The sequence below is a fragment of the Cryobacterium sp. TMT2-4 genome, assembly GCF_004402575.1.
Lineage (GTDB): Bacteria > Actinomycetota > Actinomycetes > Actinomycetales > Microbacteriaceae > Cryobacterium > Cryobacterium sandaracinum.
On sequence record NZ_SOGE01000021.1, the window covers coordinates 22,409 to 42,730 of the forward strand.

At 66.1% G+C, this 20,322-nt stretch carries 13 protein-coding genes and 1 tRNA gene; 2 read left to right on the plus strand and 12 right to left on the minus strand.

What is annotated here, in order from left to right:
• Positions 1-46 precede the first annotated feature (46 nt).
• The 5 genes from uvrB to polA all read right to left on the minus strand — a co-directional run bounded on the left by uvrB (position 47) and on the right by polA (position 8,916).
• Positions 47-2,110: an excinuclease ABC subunit UvrB gene (uvrB, locus tag E3O54_RS06260; RefSeq protein ID WP_134342446.1), complete on the minus strand. Its 2,064-nt coding sequence runs from the start codon at positions 2,108-2,110 to the stop codon at positions 47-49.
• 10 nt (positions 2,111-2,120) lie between these two features.
• The gene (coaE, locus tag E3O54_RS06265; RefSeq protein ID WP_104100572.1) at positions 2,121-2,750 is read right to left on the minus strand and encodes a dephospho-CoA kinase; all 630 of its coding nucleotides are present in this window, start codon (positions 2,748-2,750) and stop codon (positions 2,121-2,123) included.
• A 99-nt stretch (positions 2,751-2,849) separates the two neighbouring features.
• Positions 2,850-4,307, minus strand: coding sequence for a 30S ribosomal protein S1 (gene rpsA / locus E3O54_RS06270; protein WP_104100545.1), 1,458 nt, complete (start codon positions 4,305-4,307; stop codon positions 2,850-2,852).
• A gap of 178 nt (positions 4,308-4,485) precedes the next feature.
• Entirely contained in the window at positions 4,486-6,162 is a 1,677-nt protein-coding gene (locus E3O54_RS06275; protein WP_134401181.1) for a DUF885 domain-containing protein, read from the minus strand.
• Positions 6,163-6,237: 75 nt separating this feature from the next.
• Positions 6,238-8,916: a DNA polymerase I gene (gene polA, locus E3O54_RS06280; protein ID WP_134401182.1), complete on the minus strand. Its 2,679-nt coding sequence runs from the start codon at positions 8,914-8,916 to the stop codon at positions 6,238-6,240.
• Between the two features lie 56 nt (positions 8,917-8,972).
• Between polA and E3O54_RS06285 the strand changes: the two genes are divergently transcribed.
• Positions 8,973-9,449 carry a hotdog fold thioesterase gene (locus E3O54_RS06285; RefSeq protein WP_104100542.1) on the plus strand — a complete coding sequence of 159 codons (477 nt, stop codon included), beginning with the start codon at positions 8,973-8,975 and terminating at the stop codon, positions 9,447-9,449.
• 19 nt (positions 9,450-9,468) lie between these two features.
• Here the strand turns inward: E3O54_RS06285 and E3O54_RS06290 are convergent, their stop codons facing one another.
• A complete protein-coding gene (locus tag E3O54_RS06290; RefSeq protein ID WP_104100541.1) occupies positions 9,469-10,074 on the minus strand; it encodes an ANTAR domain-containing response regulator in 606 nt (201 codons plus the stop codon).
• Between the two features lie 38 nt (positions 10,075-10,112).
• On the opposite strand from E3O54_RS06290, the gene E3O54_RS06295 reads away from it, so the two are divergent.
• Positions 10,113-10,198: transfer RNA gene (locus E3O54_RS06295), tRNA-Leu, on the plus strand.
• Between the two features lie 101 nt (positions 10,199-10,299).
• Here the strand turns inward: E3O54_RS06295 and E3O54_RS06300 are convergent.
• The 6 genes from E3O54_RS06300 to gltB all read right to left on the minus strand — a co-directional run bounded on the left by E3O54_RS06300 (position 10,300) and on the right by gltB (position 20,219).
• Positions 10,300-10,779: a hypothetical protein gene (locus E3O54_RS06300; RefSeq protein WP_233191355.1), complete on the minus strand. Its 480-nt coding sequence runs from the start codon at positions 10,777-10,779 to the stop codon at positions 10,300-10,302.
• Positions 10,776-11,696 (minus strand): DUF6545 domain-containing protein, encoded by a 921-nt coding sequence (locus E3O54_RS06305; RefSeq protein WP_134401183.1) that lies wholly within the window; start codon positions 11,694-11,696, stop codon positions 10,776-10,778. Before E3O54_RS06305 ends, E3O54_RS06300 begins: the two co-directional genes overlap by 4 nt.
• Positions 11,697-11,818: 122 nt before the next feature.
• Positions 11,819-12,313, minus strand: coding sequence for a hypothetical protein (locus E3O54_RS06310; RefSeq protein WP_104100539.1), 495 nt, complete (start codon positions 12,311-12,313; stop codon positions 11,819-11,821).
• A gap of 322 nt (positions 12,314-12,635) precedes the next feature.
• Positions 12,636-14,081 (minus strand): pyruvate kinase, encoded by a 1,446-nt coding sequence (gene pyk / locus E3O54_RS06315; protein WP_104100538.1) that lies wholly within the window; start codon positions 14,079-14,081, stop codon positions 12,636-12,638.
• 110 nt (positions 14,082-14,191) lie between these two features.
• Positions 14,192-15,649, minus strand: a complete 1,458-nt coding sequence (locus E3O54_RS06320) for a glutamate synthase subunit beta (protein ID WP_104100537.1) — start codon at positions 15,647-15,649, stop codon at positions 14,192-14,194.
• Positions 15,642-20,219 (minus strand): glutamate synthase large subunit, encoded by a 4,578-nt coding sequence (gene gltB, locus E3O54_RS06325; protein WP_134401184.1) that lies wholly within the window; start codon positions 20,217-20,219, stop codon positions 15,642-15,644. Before gltB ends, E3O54_RS06320 begins: the two co-directional genes overlap by 8 nt.
• Positions 20,220-20,322 lie beyond the last annotated feature (103 nt).

Sequence of the window (20,322 nt, forward strand, 5' to 3'; positions counted from 1 at the left end):
GAGCGAACAAATGTTCGAAGTCTAGCCAGCCAGTCCAATCATCCGATCAGATGTGGCCGGCCTTCTCCATCTGGCGCAGCTCGCGCTTCAGCTCGGATACCTCGTCGCGGAGCCGGGCCGCGAGCTCGAACTTGAGCTCCCCCGCCGCCTCGAGCATCTGGCCGTTCAGGTCGGCGATAATCGACTCGAGGTCGTTCGCGCCGTTCGCGGCCAGTCCCTGCCGGCGCGGTGTCGCCGCGACGCCCTTGCGGCGGGTGTCGCGGCCGGCCAAAAGCTCGGCGGTGTCCGCCTCTTCCCGAGCGAGAACCTCAGTGATGTCAGCGATCCGTTTGCGCAGCGGGGTGGGATCGATGCCGTGAAGGGTGTTGTAGGCCACCTGCTTCTCGCGGCGGCGGTCGGTCTCGTCGATCGCGCGCTCCATCGAGGCTGTGAGCCGGTCGGCGTACATATGCACCTCGCCGGAGACGTTGCGGGCCGCGCGGCCGATGGTCTGGATCAGCGAGGTCGCCGAACGGAGGAAGCCCTCCTTGTCGGCGTCGAGGATGGCGACAAGCGACACCTCGGGCAGGTCGAGCCCCTCGCGGAGCAGGTTGATGCCCACGAGGACGTCGTAGACGCCGGCCCGCAGCTCAGTGAGGAGTTCGACGCGACGGAGCGTGTCGACATCCGAGTGCAGGTACCGCACCCGCACGCCGGCCTCGGTGAGGAAGTCAGTGAGTTCCTCGGACATCTTCTTGGTGAGCGTGGTGACCAAGACGCGTTCGTTGCGGTCGACGCGCTTGTGGATTTCCTCGAGAAGGTCGTCGATCTGGCCCTTACTGGGCTTGACGATGATCTGCGGGTCGATCAGCCCGGTGGGACGGATGATCTGTTCAACGATGCCGTCGGCGATGCCCAACTCGTACTTGCCGGGGGTGGCGGAGAGGTAGACGGTCTGGCCGACGCGCCCCTTGAACTCCCCGAATTTGAGCGGTCGGTTGTCGAGGGCGCTCGGGAGCCGGAACCCGTGATCGACGAGTGTGCGCTTGCGCGAGGAGTCGCCCTCGTACATGGCGCCGATCTGCGGCACCGTGACGTGGGACTCGTCGATGACCATCAGGAAGTCGTCAGGAAAATAGTCGAGCAGGCAATGCGGCGCCTCCCCCGGTTGCCGCTGGTCGATGTGCCGGGAATAGTTCTCGATGCCGGAGCAGAAACCGATCTGCTCCATCATCTCCAGGTCAAACTGCGTGCGCATGCGCAGGCGCTGGGCCTCGAGCAGTTTGCCCTCGCGCTCCAGCTGTTCAAGCCGTTCGGCGAGCTCCTCCTGAATGGTGCCGATGGCGCGCTCCATCACGTCCGTGCTGGCCACGTAGTGCGAGCCGGGGAAGACGGCAACGGAGTCGAGCTTCCTCACGATGTCGCCGGTGAGCGGATGCAGGCTGTAGAGCGCCTCGATCTCGTCGCCGAACATCTCGATGCGGATGGCGAGTTCTTCGTACATCGGGATGATCTCGATGGTGTCGCCGCGCACCCGAAAGTGGCCGCGAGAGAAGTCGATGTCGTTGCGCTGGTACTGCATGGCAACGAACTTGCGGATCAGCCAGTCCCGGTTGACCTGTTGACCGACCTGGAGAGCGACCATGGCCTCGAGGTAGCCTTCGGGCGTGCCGAGGCCGTAAATGCAGGAGACCGTGGAGACCACGATGACGTCGCGCCGGCTGAGCAGGGAGTTCGTGGTGGAGTGCCGTAGGCGCTCGACCTCCGCGTTGATCGAGGAGTCCTTCTCGATAAAGGTGTCGGTCTGGGGCACATAGGCCTCGGGCTGGTAGTAGTCGTAATACGACACGAAATACTCGACGGCATTGTTGGGCATCAGCTCACGGAATTCGTTCACGAGCTGCGCGGCGAGGGTCTTGTTATGGGCGAGCACCAGGGTCGGCCGCTGCACCTGTTCGATCAGCCAGGCCGTGGTCGCCGATTTGCCCGTTCCGGTGGCGCCGAGCAGCACGATGTCGGTCTCTCCGGCGTTGATGCGGCCGGCCAGCTCGGCGATCGCTGTGGGCTGGTCGCCGCTCGGCGTGTACTCGCTCACCACCTCGAACGGATTAACAGAGCGCGTGGGTTCCATGCTCGTCAGTCTACGGAGCGCCTCTGACAATGCGCTGCTGACCCTGACCCCGCACCTGGTCCCACAGCACGTCGACCTGCTCCAGGGTCTGCTCAAGAGTGCCGCCCGTGTCGATGACGACGTCGGCGATCCTGTGACGGTCGGCGTCACTGGCCTGGGCGCGGATCCGGCGCTCCGCTTCGCCGACATCCATCGCCCGCAGCTCCACCATGCGGCGCACCCGGGTCGGCTCGTCGGCCTGGGTGACGACGACGAGGTCGAAAGGATGGTCGACGCCTGCCTCCACCAGCAGGGGCACGTCGTACACGACGATCGCGTTGCGGTCGGCATCTTCCGCCTCGCGGATCAGTGCGTTCGAGCGCGCGCGCACCTCGGGGTGCACGATCGCGTTGAGGCGGTCCAACGCCTCCGGGTCGCGGAACACGACCGCGCCGAGCGCCACCCGGTTCAGGCTGCCGTCGGGCAGCAGCACCGCGTCACCGAAAGCATCCGCGATCTTGACGAGCCCCGGGGTGGCGGGCCCGACCACGACCCGCGCGAGTTGGTCGGCGTCGATGTGCACGGCCCCGTGCTGCACTAGCCGCCGCGCGACGGTGCTTTTTCCGGATGCGATCCCGCCGGTCAGTCCAATCAAGTACACACTTGCCATGCTAACGGCCCTCGATGGACGAACCGGCATCCGCCGGCGAAGCGAAAAAAGGCCGCACCCCGGAGGGTGCGGCCTTCAGTCAGCTCGGTGCTAGTTGGAGCTGGAGAGCTTCTCGCGCAGTGCTGCGAGGGCCTCGTCGTCCGCGAGCGTGCCGGCGCCGGCCGTCTCGTTCGAGAAGGTGTTGCCTGCGGCGGACGGGACATCGCTGACGGCGGTGATCTCGTCGTTCGCGGAGGCAACCTGCTTCTTGTGGGCTTCCCAGCGAGCCTGGGCTGCAGCGTAGTCCTGCTCCCACTTCTCGCGCTGGGTCTCGAAGCCTTCGCGCCACTCGTTGGTCTCCGGGTCGAAGCCCTCGGGGTACTTGTAGTTGCCCTGGTCGTCGTACTCGGTGAGCATTCCGTAGAGCGCCGGGTCGAACTCGGTGCCCTCGGGGTCGACACCGTCGTTGGCCTGCTTGAGGCTCAGCGAGATGCGGCGACGCTCGAGGTCGATGTCGATGACCTTGACGAAGACCTCGTCGCCGACCGACACGACCTGCTCGGCGAGCTCGACGTGCTTGCCGGAGAGCTCGGAGATGTGAACGAGTCCCTCGATGCCCTCGGCAACGCGAACGAACGCGCCGAACGGAACGAGCTTGGTGACCTTACCCGGTGCAACCTGGCCGATGGCGTGGGTGCGAGCAAAGACCTGCCACGGGTCTTCCTGCGTGGCCTTGAGGGAGAGCGACACGCGCTCGCGCTCGAGGTCGACCTCAAGGATCTCGACGGTGACTTCCTGGCCAACCTCGACGACCTCGCTGGCGTGCTCGATGTGCTTCCAGCTGAGCTCGGAGACGTGAACCAGACCGTCAACGCCACCCAGGTCGACGAACGCACCGAAGTTGACGATCGACGAGACAACACCCTTGCGGACCTGTCCCTTCTGAAGGTTGTTGAGGAACGTGGTGCGGCTCTCGGACTGAGTCTGCTCGAGCAGCGCACGACGGGACAGCACGACGTTGTTGCGGTTCTTGTCGAGTTCGAGGATCTTGGCCTCGATCTCCTGGCCCAGGTACGGGGTCAGGTCGCGAACACGGCGCAACTCGATGAGCGAAGCCGGGAGGAACCCGCGGAGTCCGATGTCCACGATGAGGCCACCCTTGACAACCTCGATGACCGAACCGGTGACAACGCCATCCGACTCCTTGATCTTCTCAACGTCGCCCCATGCACGCTCGTACTGAGCACGCTTCTTGGACAGGATGAGACGGCCTTCTTTGTCTTCCTTCTGAAGAACGAGGGCCTCAACCAGGTCGCCGACCTTGACGACCTCAGAGGGGTCGACGTCGTGCTTGATGGAAAGTTCGCGGGAGGGAATGACGCCCTCGGTCTTGTAGCCCACGTCGAGGAGAACCTCGTCGCGGTCGATCTTCACCACGGTGCCCTCGATGAGGTCTCCGTCGTTGAAGAATTTCAGAGTCTTTTCGACCGCGGCAAGAAAGTCTTCAGCAGATCCAATGTCGTTGATGGCGACCTGCTTGGGTGCCCGTTCGGTCGTTGCGTTTGTCATGTAGTAGTTGCTCCAGGATGGACATAGTTCGGGCCACACACGGGAAAAACTCGTGCTCGTGCACCATGCATGGCGGTGGACAGTTCGTCACAAGCGTGACAATCAAGCTTAGCTGTTTGCGGGAGAGGCCGGCAACTTGCCCGTCCCCCACGGAAGCTACGCCGATCGACCCCGAACGTTAACCGAGCATCGCCGCCTGGAGGGTGTCCAGGCCGACCCCGCCGAGATCGAGGGCCTTGCGGTGGAACTCCTTGATCGAGAAGGCGTCACCCTCGCGCTCCCTGTACCTGTCCCGCAGCTGCTCCCAGATGCGCTGGCCGACCTTGTAGGACGGGGCCTGCCCCGGCCAGCCGAGGTACCGGTTCACCTCGAACTTGACAAAGCTCGCGTTCATGTTCACGTTCCGGCCCAAGAACTCCAAGGCGTAGTCGGCGGTCCAGGGGCCCGAACCGTCGGGCAGCTGCTTCTCGAGGTGCACGCCGATGTCGAGGACGACGCGGGCGGCGCGCATCCGCTGCCCGTCCAGCATGCCGAGACGGTCGGCCGGGTCATCGAGGTAGCCCAGCTGCTCCATCAGACGTTCCGCGTAGAGCGCCCAGCCCTCGGCGTGACCCGAGGTGCCGGCCAGCTGGCGGCGCCAGGTGTTCAGCTTGGCCCGGTTGTAGACGGCCTGGCCGATCTGCAGATGGTGGCCGGGCACGCCCTCGTGGTAAACGGTGGTCAATTCGCGCCAGGTGTCGAATTCGGTGATCCCGACCGGCACCGACCACCACATCCGGCCCGGGCGGGAGAAGTCGTCCGTAGGCCCGGTGTAGTAGATGCCGCCTTCCTGGGTGGGGGCGATCAGGCACTCGAGGCGTTTGATCTCGTCGGGGATGTCGAACTGGGTCTCGGAGAGCTCGGCGACGGCTCGGTCGCTGGTCTCCTGCATCCATTTCTGCAGGGCGTCGGTGCCGTGCAGCTTGCGGCTGGGTTCGGTGTCGAGGAACGCAATGGCCTCGGGCACGCTCGCGCCCGGCTTGATCAGGTCGGCGATGCTCTCCTGCTCGGCGACCATCCGCGCCAGCTCCTCCACGCCCCACTCATAGGTTTCGTCGAGGTCGATGGTCGCGCCGAGGAAACGGCGGGACTGCAGCAGGTAGAGGTCGCGACCGATGGCGTCACGGGTGGGGGCCCTGCCCTCGAGCTCGGTGCCGAGGAAGTCCGCCAGCGTTCCATAGGCCGCGGCAGCGGCACGCGCCCGGGTGTCGAGATCCTTGGCCAGCGAGGCCGGGAGCGCTCCCGTGTCGTGGCCGGCGTTGGCGGCGAGCTCGGCGAAGAAGCCGTCGTTCGCCGCGTGGCGCCGGGCCTGCAGGATGACTTCCTGCACTTGACGCCGGGCAGGCATACTGCCGCGCTCGATGCCGAGACGCAGGGTCTGGATGTAGCCGTCGATGGCCCCGGGCAGTGCGCGCAGACGGGCGCAAACGGTGTCCCAGTCGGCGACGGTGGCGGTGGGCATCAGGTCGAAGACCTCCCGGATGCCCTGGGCCGGCGACGCGATCACGTTCAGGTCGCGCAGCGGCAATCCGGCTTCGGCGCTCTCGACGTCGAGGGCGAGCGAGCTGCGCAGGTCGGTGCGGGTGACGACGTCGACGTCGTCGACGGCCGTGGCCGCGTCGAGGCGGGTGATGAAGGATCGGGCCGCGTCGACCCTGCGGTCCAGGCCGTCCGGGGAGTAGTCGCCGAAGCGGCCGTCAACCTCGGTGCGGCCGATGTACGTGCCCACGGTCGGGTCGATACCGACGAGGGTGTCCACCCAGTCCTCGGCGATCCGGTCGATCGGCGTGGGGGTGCGCTGCTTGTCGGTTGTCATGACCCGAGCCTAGAACACGCGCTCGACCGCGGGCGGAGCGCCGGACCTTGCATTCGGGCGGCTGGTAGTCGCTGCCTAGTGGGCGGCGGCATCCCAGTTGTCGCCGCGGCCGACCTGCACGTCGAGCGGCACCAACAGGTCCGCTGCGGTCTCCATCCGGTGCGTCACGACCTGGCGGAGCGCATCCCACTCCCCCGGGGCAACCTCAAAGATCAGTTCGTCGTGTACCTGAAGCAGCATGCGCGACTCCAAATTGCCGTCGATCAGGTCCACGGCGATCCCGTTCATCGCGATCTTCATGATATCGGCGGCCGACCCCTGGATCGGCGCGTTGAGGGCCGCGCGCTCCGCGTTCTCGCGTACGACCCGGTTGGCGCTGTGCAGCTCGGGGAACGGGCGGCGGCGGCCGAATATGGTGGCCGTGTAACCATCTATTTTGGCCTGCTCGACGACATTGCGCAGGTAGTCGCGTACCGCGCCGAACCGGGCGAAGTAGTCTGTGATGAGCTGCTTGGCCTCCTTCGTCTCGATGCGCAGCTGCCGGGACAGCCCGAAGGCGCTCAATCCGTAGGCCAGGCCGTAGGACATGGCCTTGACCTTGGAGCGCATCTCGTTCGTGACGTCTTCCGGCGCCACGCCGAACACGCTTGCGCCGACGAACCGGTGCAGGTCTTCGCCGGCGTTGAAGGCCTCGATCAGTCCCGCGTCGCCGGAAAGGTGCGCCATGATGCGCATCTCGATCTGTGAGTAGTCGGCGGTGAGCAGGCAGTCGGCCCCGTTGGCCGCGTGGAATGCGGCCCGGATGCGGCGGCCCTCCTCGGTGCGCACCGGGATGTTCTGCAGGTTGGGGTCGGTGGAGGAGATCCGACCGGTGGCCGTGCCGATCTGCACGTACGTGGTGTGGATACGTCCCGTCTCGTCGATGGCCCTGTCCAGGGTCTCCACGATCTGGCGCAGCTTGGTGGCGTCGCGGTGCTGCAACAGCATGTCAAGGAACGGATGCGGGTTGCTGGCCTGCAGGTCGGCCAGAGCCCCGGCATCCGTGGAGAACCCGGTCTTGTTCGCCCGGGTCTTGGGCATGCCGAGCTGGTCGAACAGCACCTCCTGCAACTGCTTGGGTGAACCGAGGTTCACCTCGCGGCCGATCTCGGCGTAGGCGCCGGCGGCCAACCCGGCGGCGCGCTCGCCCAGCTGGCCGGACAGTGCCGACAACTGGTCATGGGAGACGGCCACGCCGGCCAGTTCCATGTCGGAGAGTGCCAGCAGGGTGGGCATCTCGATGGTGGTGAGCACCTCGCGGGACCCGTCGTCGAGCAGCGCGTCGATGGCCGCGGCCACCCGGAACGTGTACCAGGACTCCACCGGCACGCCCCCGGCCTCGTTCTCGGCCGGGATCAGCTGGTTGGGGTCGGTCACCGGCAGGGTTTCGCCCAGGTATCGCAAGACGAGGGTGGCGAGGGTTTTGTCCGGCACCCCGGGGCGCAGTAGCCAGCCCGCGATCAGGCTGTCGAACACCAGCCCCGAAAAGTCCAGGTTGCTGCGGCGGAGCGCCTTGATCTGGCTCTTGGCGTCGTGCATGATCTTGGGCGAGTCGCTGGCCAGCCAGGCCTCGAATGCGAGGTAGTCCGTGCGTCCGGGCTGCCAGGGCAGGTTTACCGACTCGGTCGGTCCGGACACTCCGAAGCCGATGGCCTTGCCCTCGTGTACCTCGACGGAGAGAGCGAGGCCCTGCGGGGAGGCGACCGTGGCCCGGGCGATCCACGCGGCCAGCTCCTCGTCGAGCAGGTCCTGGGCGGCGGGTGCCTGAGGCGCGGCGACCAGCACTTCCTCCGGCACGACCACGGCGACGCCTCCGGTCGCGCCGGCGCCCTCAAGCTTGATCACGCGGTCAAGCAGGGTGCGAAACTCGAGCCGACCGAACACAGCGCGCACGGCCGGTTCGTCGATGGGGCGCCGCACGAGGTCGGGGAGCTCCACCGGGAGGTCGAGGTCGGTGACGAGGTGGTTGAGTCGCCGGTTGCGGATCGCGTTCTCTTTCTGCTCGCGCAGGTTGTTGCCGACGACGCCCTTGATCTCCTCGGCGTGTTCCAGGATGCCGTCGAGGCTGCCGTAGAGGCCGAGCCATTTCACGGCGGTCTTCTCCCCCACCTTGGAGATCCCGATCAGGTTGTCGCTGGTCTCGCCGACCAGGGCCGCGACATCCGGGTATTGTGCCGGCTCGATGCCGTACTTCTCGCGCACCCGGGCCGGGTCGTAGCGGGTGAGCGCCGAGACGCCCTGGCTGGCCGGGTAGAGCAGGGTGACGTTTTCGTTGACGAGTTGGATCGTGTCCCGGTCCCCCGAGACCACCAGGACATGGAAGCCTTCCTGGTTGCCGCGCACGGACAGTGTTGCGAGGATGTCGTCGGCCTCGAAGTCTTCCTTGGTCAGCGTCGTGATGTTCATCGCAGCCAGGGCCTCCTGCAGCAGCGGCACCTGCCCGATGAACTCGCTTGGCGTGCTGGCCCGCGTGCCCTTGTAATCGGCGTATTCGCGCGTTCGAAAGGAGAACCGCGAGATGTCGAACGCCACGGCGATGTGCGTGGGCTTCTCGTTGCGCAGCAGACTGAGCAGCATGGACAGGAACCCGTGGATGGCGTTGGTGTGCTGCCCGTCGTGGGTCTGGAAACTGTCCACGGGGAGGGCGTGGAACGCCCGGTAGGCCAGGGAATGGCCGTCGATGATCATCAGGGTAGGCTTTTCGGAATCTGACACAGAGATAGCCTACAAGCGTCATCCGGCGCGGGCAGGTGCAGCGACCGAAGGTGACTATGATCCAGCAGACCACGGACGCCCTCGAGTGGGTCCAGCAGCGGGGAGCCGGCTCCCTGGCCGAAAAGATGGGCATCGAGTTCGTCGAGTTCACCATCGAGCGCGCGGTGGCACGGATGCCCGTCGAGGGCAACACGCAACCGGCGATGCTCCTGCACGGTGGCGCCTATGTCGTGCTGGGCGAGTCGCTGGGCTCGATGGCCGCCAATCTGCACGCCGGTCCCGGCCGCCTGGCGGTGGGGATCGAGATCAATGCCACACATACCCGGTCGGCGACGTCGGGCTTCGTCACGGGTGTCTGCACGCCGGTGCACCTGGGCCGTACGCTCACGACGCACGAGATCGCGGTCACGGATGATCAGGGCCGGCGCTGCTCGACGATCCGGATCACCAATCTGATCAAGGAACTGACGAACCGGCCCGAGGCGCAAGACCCGAGGCTTGAAAAACGGCCAGGCATCAACCTCGAAGGGTGATCTGCCCGGCTGCCGAAGGTTACTTCTTGGCGCTGAGCTGCTCGATAATCGCCTGGGCGACGTCGTGCATGGTGAGCCGGCGGTCCATGGACGCCTTCTGGATCCACCGGAAGGCCTCGGGCTCGGTGAGCCCCATCTTCTCGTTGAGCAGGCCCTTGGCCCGGTCGACGAGCTTGCGGGTCTCGAAGCGCTCGACGAGGTCGGCCACCTCGGCCTCGAGGGTGATGATCTGGCTGTAGCGCGACAGCGCGATCTCGATGGCGGGCAGCAGGTCGTTTGGGGTGAACGGCTTGACCACGTAGGCCAGCGCGCCCGCTTCCGTGGCGCGCTCGACGAGTTCTTTCTGGCTGAACGCGGTCAGCAGCACGACGGGGGCGATGTGCGCCTTGGTGATGCGCTCGGCCGCGGAAATTCCGTCGAGGTGCGGCATCTTCACGTCCATGATGACCAGATCGGGCCGCAGCTCGGTGGCCAGGGCGACAGCGGTTTCTCCGTCGCCGGCTTCACCGACCACCTCGAATCCGGCGTCACGGAGGATTTCGACGATGTCGAGGCGGATGAGGGACTCATCCTCGGCAACGACAACGCGGCGAGGAGGTACTGGGGTGGAGTCTTGGTCGGTCACGGGGGAAAGCCTACGGTATTCTGGAGCAGGTGTTGTGAGCCGGTGTGGCGGAATGGCAGACGCGGAGCACTCAAAATGCTTTGTTCGCAAGGACGTGTGGGTTCGAGTCCCACCACCGGTACCAACACCCCCAGGCAGAAATTTCCGCCGAGTCGGGCCGTTTCGGCTCTGCCGGGGCGTCAGCGCCAGTCGGCGCATCGGCCAGCCCGTCAGCCCGTCAGCCCGTCAGCCCTCAGCGGGTCGCGCGGCATCGCCGCGCTGCATGTCCTCTTCCAGGAGCGCGGTGATCGACCGCAGCGTCTCCGGGGACACATCCCCGAGCGTGCGTGCCGCGAAGTTGACCACGCGCTGGGCACGCAGGCTTTTCACGAACGCGAGCTGGGAATCGACGCGGTCGGGGAGGTCGCAGTCAGAGCCCAGCAGGTACTCCGGCGGGATACGGAAGAACTCGCCGATGCCCGTGAGCAGGTCGACGTCTGTCACGAGAGGCCCGTCCCCGGTGATCATGTAGGCCCACCGGGCTCGGGAGAGCGACAGGCCCCGCGCCTGCAGTCCCGCGGCGATCTGCTTGTAGGTGTGCGGCGTGTTGCCCTCGGCGACGACCACGTCAAGCAGGAGGTTGAGCTTGCGTGCCAGTTCCCGCTGCGGACTGATCGGTTCGCCGGGGATGCTGGGCCCGTCGTCGGCTGCTCGCGGGTCAATCACGATGTGTGGTCCTGTCGGGGTGTCGCGGGGCGGGCAAGGGTGGTGACGATCGAAGCTGCGGCGGGGATGGCCCGCACGTGGTTCTCGGCGGCGTTGACCAGTGTCCGTTCGGATACCGTCAGGCTCTGGTCTGGGTTGAGGAGCAGGCTATCCCGCACCTCGACGTAACGCCGGTACAGGTGAGCGCCGGGAGCCCGCACGAGGAGCAGCCCGACGCGCGAGAGGTCGCGCTCGATGCTGAGCTCCGGAGATCCGGCCAGCAGGCGCTCCCACAACGGAGTGATCTGCCACAGCAGCACCCGGTTGCGGCTGGTCTTCGCCAGGGCCTGGATACCCACTTCCATGGCAGTCAGACCCAGACCCAGGCCGAGGCAGACGGGAGCGGTGGCGAGGGCGATGTGGTAAGCGGTGTAGGGCCACCCGTCAAAGGAGAAGTCCGGACTGAGAAGGGCTGCGGTCACGCTCGCGAAGCTGACGATCGTGTAGACCAGAACCCCGAGGCAACCGAGCACAACGAGAGCGAGAGACGCCCGAGTGATCAACCGATGCTGAAGGCGTAGATCGGACGCGCATGCCGCACCTACCGACACGGAGAAGAGGGCCATCGCAATCCACGTGGTGGACGAGTAGGCGGCGAAATCCCAACGATTCGGAAAAGCCTCGTGGATCTGGTCTCGAAAACGCCAGTCTCCGCCGAAGAATAGGACAGCTTGGGCGGTGACAATTGCGCCGGTGACGAGTGCGGTCACCTGATTCCTACGCCGCGTGAGACCGCCCACGGACACGGCCTCCTGCACGATGCCGTCCAGGAGACCAATGGTAACGATCGCCGTTGCATGAAAGCTGAAGTAGGCGACGTTGTCCCCACCCAGTAGTCCGTCGACGGCGTTGTACACGACGTAAGGCTGCAGGGTCATTGTCGTCCCGAAAGCAACGAGGACCCAGAAGAGACGGCGACGACGACCGCGAAGGAGTGACGGCACGCACAATATTGTGGCGATCCAGATCAACGCCGACACCGATAGCAGGATGATCTGCACTACAGCACCCGGCCGAAACCGGTTCGGGGGCCGTTGGCCGTTTCGGCGCTGTCTCCGAACATGATCAGGGCCAGCCGGTCGCCGATCGCCTCGGCCAGGGCTTCCTGCTCGTCGGTGAAGTTGCTGCGGGACAGCGCGTATGCGATCGAGTCGAGCGGGATGAGGGGTGCGAGCAGCGCGACCCGCTCGGCCGGCATCAGCTGCTTCTCATGCCGCAGGATCATGTGGCCGAACTCATGGTTGATGAACTGCTGGCGGTGCACGGCGGAGTCCGTCGGCGCATGGTGGATGCGCTCGAAATTCTCCCCGGCGACCTCGATCCACAGCCCGCAGACTCCGGATTCTACGAGCCGCGGACTCGCCGCACGAATCAGGATCGCCTTGCCGCGCAGACCTTCCATGTACCGGTGCAGCGTCGCGGCGGTCAGCGGACGCGGGAGGGTGAGGGTGGCCACCAGTTCGCGCGCCCGCTCGGTGCGTGCTTCGTAGTTCACGTCCTGCTCCCCCCTGTGCGCCGCTGTCCCGTGGCGCCGGACCGTGACATTAGACATGTCCAACAGGTGTTAGCCTGAAATGAGGTTGGACATGTCCACGCTACCGGGTCGGGGGACCCGCGCACGCCACGGACCGTCCAGTCACGCTCCGGTTCGGAGTGTTCACGCGCACAGCCTCATGGGCGACACTGAAGGGGAACAGGGTGTCGCCCGGGGGCGGTGGGTCACAGAATCACGGCGCTCGGCTGTGCCGCGCAGATTTGACAACACGAGAAAGCCCCGCCACCCGAAGCCGGGCGGCGGGGCTTTCTCCGTCGCGGCGCTACTTCTTCGCGTACGCCGGGTGAACTTCATTGTGGGCATCGCCGACGCGGTGCACACGGATGTCGTTCGTGGAACCCGCGATGCCGGGAGGGGAACCGCTGATGACGACGACCTTGTCACCGAGCTGTGCCAGACCCTGGCCCAGCAGGATGTCATCCACCTGTCCGAACATGGCATCCGTGTGGGTGACCCGGTCGACCAGGTAGGTCTGGATGCCCCAGGTGAGGGCCAGTCGACGACGGATACCGGGCTCCGGGGTGAAAGCCAGCATGGGGATCTTCGACCGCAGCCGGGACATCCGTCGGGCCGAGTCACCGGACTCCGTGAAGATGCACAGGAACTTCGCTTCGACGAACTCGGCGACCTCGATGGCGGCGAGGGTAATCGCACCGCCCTGGGTACGCGGCTTGTTCGTCAGCGGAACGATACGCTCCAGGCCGTGGTCCTCGGTCGACGCGACAATCCGCGCCATCGTCTGGACCGTGACGACGGGGTACTCGCCGACGCTGGTCTCGCCACTGAGCATGACCGCATCCGCGCCGTCGAGCACGGCGTTGGCGACGTCAGACGTCTCCGCGCGGGTCGGCACCGGGCTGTGGATCATGGACTCGAGCATCTGCGTCGCCACGATGACCGGCTTGGCCATGCGACGAGCGAGCTCGACCGCCTGCTTCTGCACGATCGGAACGGCCTCGAGCGGCAGCTCCACGCCCAGGTCGCCACGGGCCACCATGATGGCGTCGAACGCGTCGACGATGCCCTCGAGGTTCTCCACGGCCTGCGGCTTCTCGATCTTCGCGATCACGGGAACGCGGCGTCCTTCTTCGGCCATGATCTCGTGCACGCGGGTGATGTCGGCGGCGTCCCGAACGAACGACAGCGCGATCAGGTCCGTGCCGAGGCGGAGACCCCAGCGCAGGTCGGCCTCGTCCTTTTCGGACAGGGCCGGCACGTTGACGGCGACACCGGGCAGGTTGATGCCCTTGTTGTTCGACACGGGGCCGGCAACGATCACCTTGGTCGTCACGACGGTGTCGTTCGTGGCCACCACCTCGACCTTGACCTTGCCGTCGTCGATCAGCAGGAAGTCGCCGGGCCTGACGTCCTGGGGCAGGCCCTTGTACGTGGTGCCGGAGAGTTCCTTGGTACCCAGGATTTCTTCTGTGGTGATCTTAAAAATGTCTCCGAGGGCAAGTTCGTAAGGGCCGCCTTCGAATTTTCCGAGACGGATCTTCGGTCCCTGCAGGTCGACCATGACGGCGACGGCACGACCGGAGTCGTTCGCTGCTTTGCGTACATTCGCATAAACACCCTCGTGGACCTGGTAGTCCCCGTGGCTCAGGTTCATCCGGCAGACGTCGACACCGGCATCGATAAGGGCACGAATTTGATCGTAGCTGGCTGCTGCCGGCCCGAGCGTGGCGACAATTTTGGCGCGTCTCATTCTGAAAGAACTCCGGTTTCCGCGCTGTTTCGGCGCATATTCTCTGTTGATGGTTGGGAGACCACGGGGTGGTGGATCTCTTGGAATCGAATCACTGGATCAGTGACCAATCAGATTGCGAAGGCATGATCGGACGGTTTGACCGGTGCAGGCAGTTGCGTCTCGCCTTCGAGGAATTTGTCGACGGCTGCCGCAGCAGCCCGACCTTCGGCGATCGCCCAGACGATGAGCGACTGGCCACGGCCGGCATCACCAGCAACGAACACGCCTTCATGGCTGGTCTGGTAATTAACGTCACGCTCGACATTACTCCGCCCATCGACCGGCACGTGCAGCTGGTCGGTCAGCTCGCGTGATTCAGGACCGGTGAAGCCCATGGCCAGGAGAACCAGATCCGCAGGGATCTCGCGCTCCGTTCCGGCCTTGGGCACCCGGCGTCCGCCCCGGAATTCGGTCTCGGCCACGCGGATGGCGCGCACCTCACCCGCCTCGTTGGCCAGGAACTCCACCGTCGACACCAGGTACTCGCGGTTGCCGCCCTCTTCGTGGGCGCTCGACACCTCGAACAGCGTCGGTGACAGCGGCCACGGCTGGTGTTCCGCCCGTTCCATGCCCGGTTGGCGGCCGATGGCGAGATTCGTGACGGATGCCGCGGCCTGGCGGTGCGCGGTACCGATACAGTCGGCGCCGGTGTCGCCGCCGCCGAGTACGACCACGTGCTTGCCCTCGGCGGTGATCTGCTGGTCAACAGTGTCGCCGGCGCCGACCTTGTTCTGCTGCACGAGGTATTCCATGGCGAAGTGCACTCCGGGCAGGTCGCGCCCGGGGATCGGCAGGTCGCGGGGTACCAGGGCCCCCGTGGCGACCACCACAGCGTCATAGCGGGCCCGGAGGTCATCCCAGGTGATGTCGACCCCGATGGTGACGCCTGCTCGGAAGCGGGTGCCCTCGGCCGTCATCTGGCCGAGTCGGGTCTCGAGGTGCTTCTTCTCCATCTTGAAGTCCGGGATGCCGTAACGTAAAAGCCCGCCGATCCGGTCGTCGCGCTCGAAGACCGCCACCGTGTGACCGGCCCGCGTGAGCTGCTGCGCGGCCGCGAGGCCGGCCGGGCCAGAGCCGACGACCGCGATCGTCTTGCCGGTGAGGCGTCCGGGCGGCTGGGGCTGCACCCATCCGTTGGCGAAGGCCTGGTCGATGATGGAGACCTCAACCTGCTTGATCGTGACCGGCGGCTGACTGATTCCGAGAACGCAGGCCGACTCACAGGGTGCCGGGCAGAGACGCCCGGTGAACTCCGGGAAGTTGTTGGTGACATGGAGACGTTCGATGGCCTGTCGACCCTCGTCCCGCCAGGTGAGGTCGTTCCATTCCGGAATGATGTTGCCGAGCGGGCAGCCCTGCTGACAGAACGGCACACCGCAGTCCATACAGCGGCCGGCCTGGCGTTTCAGTTGCGTCGCGTCGCCCTGCTCGTAGACCTCTTTCCAGTCCATCAGACGAACGGATACGGGACGGCGGGCCGGAAGCTCCCGGTCCGTGGTCTTGAGGAATCCTTTCGGATCAGCCATTGGTTGCCTCCAGAATGCGGTTCCAAACGACGACGCCATCGGGGTCGAGGCCCTCGTCGACGGCGATCTGCCTGGTTGCCAGGACGGCCGCGTAGTCGCGCGGTAGCACCTTGACGAATGTGGACATGGTGGTCTCGAAATCGGCCAGCAGCCGGGCCGCCAGGGCGGACTCGGTCTGGTCATGATGCTGTCCGAGCAAGTCGCGCACGATCTCGCGGTCCGCGCCGCCGAGCGGCAGAAGTGTGAGTTCGCCGGAGTCGAGGGCCTGCCGGTTGACATTCTCGGTACGAAGACCGTAGACGTAGGCGGTTCCGCCAGACATACCGGCACCCAGGTTGCGCCCCGTTTCGCCCAGGATGACCGCCAGTCCCCCGGTCATGTATTCGAGGGCGTGATCTCCGACGCCCTCGACGACGGCGGTGGCCCCGGAGTTGCGCACCAGGAAGCGTTCGCCCACGATGCCGCGGATGAACATGCTGCCCTGGGTCGCGCCGTAGCCGATGACGTTACCGGCGATCACGTTCTGCTCGGCCGGGAACAGGCTGCCCCGGTCGGGTCGCACGGTGATCTGGCCACCGGAGAGACCCTTGCCGACGTAGTCGTTGGAGTCACCCTCGAGCCGCAGGATGATGCCGCTCGGCAGGAACGCGCCGAAGGACTGTCCGGCACTACCGGTGAGGGTGACGTCGATGGAACCGGACGGCAGCCCGTTCTCGCCGTGGCGCACGGTGACCTCGTGGCCGAGCATGGTGCCCACGGCCCGCTCGGTGTTTCGGATGGGCAGGGAGATCGAGACCTGCCCACCATGTTCAAGCACACTGGCGCTCTGCCGGATCAGTTCGTTGTCGAAGTGGAGCTCAAGTTCGTGCTCCTGAGGGCGACCGGACTGCCGGGGCTCCCCCGCGGAGAAGTCCGGACCGACGAGGATGGGCGACAGGTCGAGTCCGGAGGCCTTCCAGTGCGTAAGCGCCCCGTTGACGTCGAGCACCTCCCGGTGGCCGATGGCCTCGTCGAGGCTGCGGAATCCGAGCTCGGCGAGGTACTCGCGCACCTCCTGAGCGATGAACTCGAAGAAGTTGATCACGTGCTCGGCCTTGCCAGTGAAACGTTTGCGCAGCTCGGGATTCTGGGTGGCCACCCCGACGGGGCAGGTGTCCAGGTGGCAGACGCGCATCATGACGCAGCCCTCCACGATCAGCGGGGCGGTAGCGAAGCCGAACTCCTCGGCGCCGAGCAACGCTCCGATGATGACGTCACGGCCGGTCTTCAACTGGCCGTCGACCTGCAGCACGACCCGGTCGCGCATCCCGTTGAGCATCAGGGTCTGCTGCGTTTCGGCCAGGCCGAGTTCCCAGGGGGTCCCCGCGTGCTTGAGGGAGTTGAGCGGGCTCGCGCCGGTTCCGCCGTCGTGACCGGAGATGAGAATGACGTCGGACAGGGCCTTGGCCACTCCGGCGGCGACCGCGCCGATACCGGACTGGCTGACCAGCTTGGTGTGGATGCGTGCGGCCGGATTCGCCCGCTTCAGGTCGAAGATCAACTGTTTGAGGTCTTCGATCGAGTAGATATCGTGGTGCGGGGGCGGCGAGATCAGGCCGACGCCGGCGGTCGCGTGCCGGGTGCGGGCGATCCACGGGTAGACCTTCGTGGGCGGCAGCTGGCCGCCCTCGCCGGGCTTGGCTCCCTGCGCCAGCTTGATCTGGATGTCGTCGGCGTGGGACAAGTACATGCTGGTCACACCGAACCGGCCGGATGCCACCTGCTTGACGGCGCTGCGTCGCTCCGGGTCGAGCAGGCGGTCAAGGTCTTCTCCACCCTCACCGGTGTTGGACTTGCCCCCAAGGCGGTTCATTGCGATGGCGAGGGTCTCGTGCGCCTCGGCGGAGATCGATCCGTAGCTCATCGCCCCCGTCGCGAAGCGCTTCACGATCGAGGAGATCGGTTCCACCTCGTCCAGCGGCACGGGGTGGCGCTTGCCGGTGGTGAAGGTGAACATGCCGCGCAGCGTCATCAGGCTCGTCGCCTGGTCGTCGACGAGTTTCGTGTACTCGCGGAAGATGTCGTAGCTGCGCGTGCGGGTGGAATGCTGGAGCCGGAAAATGGTGTCCGGGTTGAACAGGTGCGGAGACCCGTCGCGGCGCCACTGGTACTCACCTCCGGTCGCGAGGCGTTCGTGCGCGGTGACCGCGGCATCCTCGGGGTAGGCGGCCCGGTGCCGGGCCTCATTCTCGGCCGCGACCACCTCGATGCCGATGCCGCCGAGCTTGCTCGTGGTGCCGGTGAAGTACTGGTCGATGAATTCCTGGCTCAGTCCCACGGCCTCGAAGGTCTGCGCGCCGGCGTAGGAGGAGACGGTCGAGATCCCCATCTTGGACATGATCTTGAGCACGCCCTTGCCGAGGGCCTTGATCACGTTGCGCACGGCCTGTTCGGGCGTGCCGGTCGTGATGTAGCCACTGCGCACCAAATCCTCGCACGTTTCCATCGCAAGGTACGGGTTCACGGCGGATGCGCCGTAGCCGATCAGGAGGGCGACGTGGTGCACCTCGCGCACATCGCCGGCCTCGACCACGATGCCGACCTTCATGCGGTTCTCGGTGCGGATCAGGTGGTGGTGAACCGCGGCAATCATCAGCAGCGACGGGATCGGGGCCAGATCCTTGGTGGAATCCCGGTCGGACAGGACGAGGAACATCGCGCCGTCGTCGATGGCGGCGTCGGCCTCGGCGCACATCTCCTTGATGCGGGCCTCCAAGGCGTCCGGCCCGTCTTCGAACCGGTAGAGCCCGCGAATGGTCCTGGTGGTGCGGCTGCCCGGCGCGGTGTCGATGTGCTGGATCTTCGCCAACTCGTCGTTGTCGATCACGGGGAAATCGAGCACGACCTGCCGGGCGTGCTCGGGGCCCACCGAGAGGAGGTTGCGTTCCGGACCGAGCCCGAGCTTGAGGGAAGTGACAACTTCCTCGCGGATCGAGTCGAGCGGCGGGTTGGTCACCTGAGCGAACTGCTGCGTGAAGTAATCGAAGAGCAGCCGGGGTCGGTCGCTGAGCACGGCGATGGGGGTGTCGGAGCCCATCGCGCCGAGCGGTTCCCCGCCGAGGCGAGCCATCGGCGCGAGCAGGATGCGCACCTCCTCCTCGGTGTAGCCGAAGGTGCGCTGGCGGCGCACGACGGATGCCGGCGGGTGCACGATGTGCTCCCGCTCGGGCAGATCCTTGAGGTTGATGCGCCCAGCGTCCAGCCAGGTTCCCCACGGCTCGCTGGCCGCGAGGTCGGCCTTGATCTCGTCGTCTTCGATCAGGCGTCCGGCGACCGTGTCGACCAGAAACATCTTGCCGGGACGCAGGCGGCCCTTGCGCACCACCCGGTTGGGGTCGATGTCGAGCACCCCGATCTCGCTGGCGAGCACGACGAGGCCGTCGTCGGTGATGAGGTAGCGGCCGGGGCGCAGCCCGTTGCGGTCGAGGGTGGCGCCGACGAGGGATCCGTCGGTGAACACGATCGCGGCCGGGCCGTCCCACGGCTCCATCAGCATGGAATGGTACTCGTAGAACGCACGGCGTTCGGCGTCGAGGTCGGTCTGGTTCTCCCAGGCCTCCGGCACCATCATCATGACGGCGTGCGGGAGCGAACGCCCCGACAGGCTGAGCAGCTCAACGACCTCATCGAACGAGGCCGAATCGCTGCCGCCGGGGGTGACGATCGGGAGCAGCGGCGCCAGGTCGCCGAGCAGGTCGGATTCGAGCTGCGACTGGCGCGCCTGCATCCAGTTGCGGTTGCCCTGAACCGTGTTGATCTCGCCGTTGTGCGCGATCATGCGGAACGGCTGCGCGAGCGGCCAGGACGGGAACGTGTTGGTGGAGTAGCGGGAGTGCACGAGGGCGAGCTTGGAGACGAAGCGCGGATCGGACAGGTCCGGGTAGAACGGCTCCAGCTGAAGCGTCGTGACCATACCCTTGTAGACCACGGTGCGACAGGACAGTGAGGCGAAGTAGATCTCCAGCTCGCGTTCGGCACGCTTCCGCAGCCTGACTGCCTGGCGGTCCAGCGCGATGTCGCCGAGCGTGTCGCCGGCCTCGGTCGTGCGGGCGCTCTGCACGAACAGTTGCTGGATGGCCGGCATGGCCGCGCGCGCCAGGGTGCCGACCTCGTCGGGGCGCACGGGAACTTCGCGCCAGCCGAGGATCACCAGTCCCTCTTCGAGGGCGATCCGGTTGATCTGGCGCTTGATGCCGCTGCGCTTGGTGGGATCGATCGGCAGGAACACATTGCCGACGGCGTAGCGGCCCGCCGCGGGCAAGGCGAAATCGGTGACCGACCGCAGGAACTCGTCGGGAACCTGAGTGATGATGCCCGCGCCGTCTCCGGTGCCGGCATCCGATCCGACCGCACCGCGGTGCTCGAGGTTGCGCAGCGCGTCGAGGGCGAGGGTGATGATGTCGTGCCCGGCGGTGCCCCGAAGCGTGGCAACCATGGCGAGGCCGCAGGCATCGCGCTCATCGGCCGGGTTGTACAAGCCCTGCGGCTTCGGCACTGCGCTGAAGCGCGAGAAGAGGGGTGTTTGCGGCATTGGACCGTCCTCACAAAAGTAACTGGCGAGTGGGGACGACGCTGGCCCGCTCAGGTAGACATGTGCGCGGCGGCCCGTCATACCGGGTCACAAGCCGTGGAAC

Excerpts from the sequence above, each read along its gene's own strand:
- E3O54_RS06285 (WP_104100542.1), top strand. The coding sequence starts at position 8,973 with ATGATCCAGCAGACCACGGACGCCCTCGAGTGGGTCCAGCAGCGGGGA.
- E3O54_RS06305 (WP_134401183.1), bottom strand. The coding sequence starts at position 11,696 with ATGACCCTGCAGCCTTACGTCGTGTACAACGCCGTCGACGGACTACTG.
- rpsA (WP_104100545.1), bottom strand. The coding sequence starts at position 4,307 with ATGACAAACGCAACGACCGAACGGGCACCCAAGCAGGTCGCCATCAAC.
- gltB (WP_134401184.1), bottom strand. The coding sequence starts at position 20,219 with ATGCCGCAAACACCCCTCTTCTCGCGCTTCAGCGCAGTGCCGAAGCCG.
- E3O54_RS06275 (WP_134401181.1), bottom strand. The coding sequence starts at position 6,162 with ATGACAACCGACAAGCAGCGCACCCCCACGCCGATCGACCGGATCGCC.
- pyk (WP_104100538.1), bottom strand. The coding sequence starts at position 14,081 with ATGAGACGCGCCAAAATTGTCGCCACGCTCGGGCCGGCAGCAGCCAGC.
- uvrB (WP_134342446.1), bottom strand. The coding sequence starts at position 2,110 with ATGGAACCCACGCGCTCTGTTAATCCGTTCGAGGTGGTGAGCGAGTAC.
- E3O54_RS06320 (WP_104100537.1), bottom strand. The coding sequence starts at position 15,649 with ATGGCTGATCCGAAAGGATTCCTCAAGACCACGGACCGGGAGCTTCCG.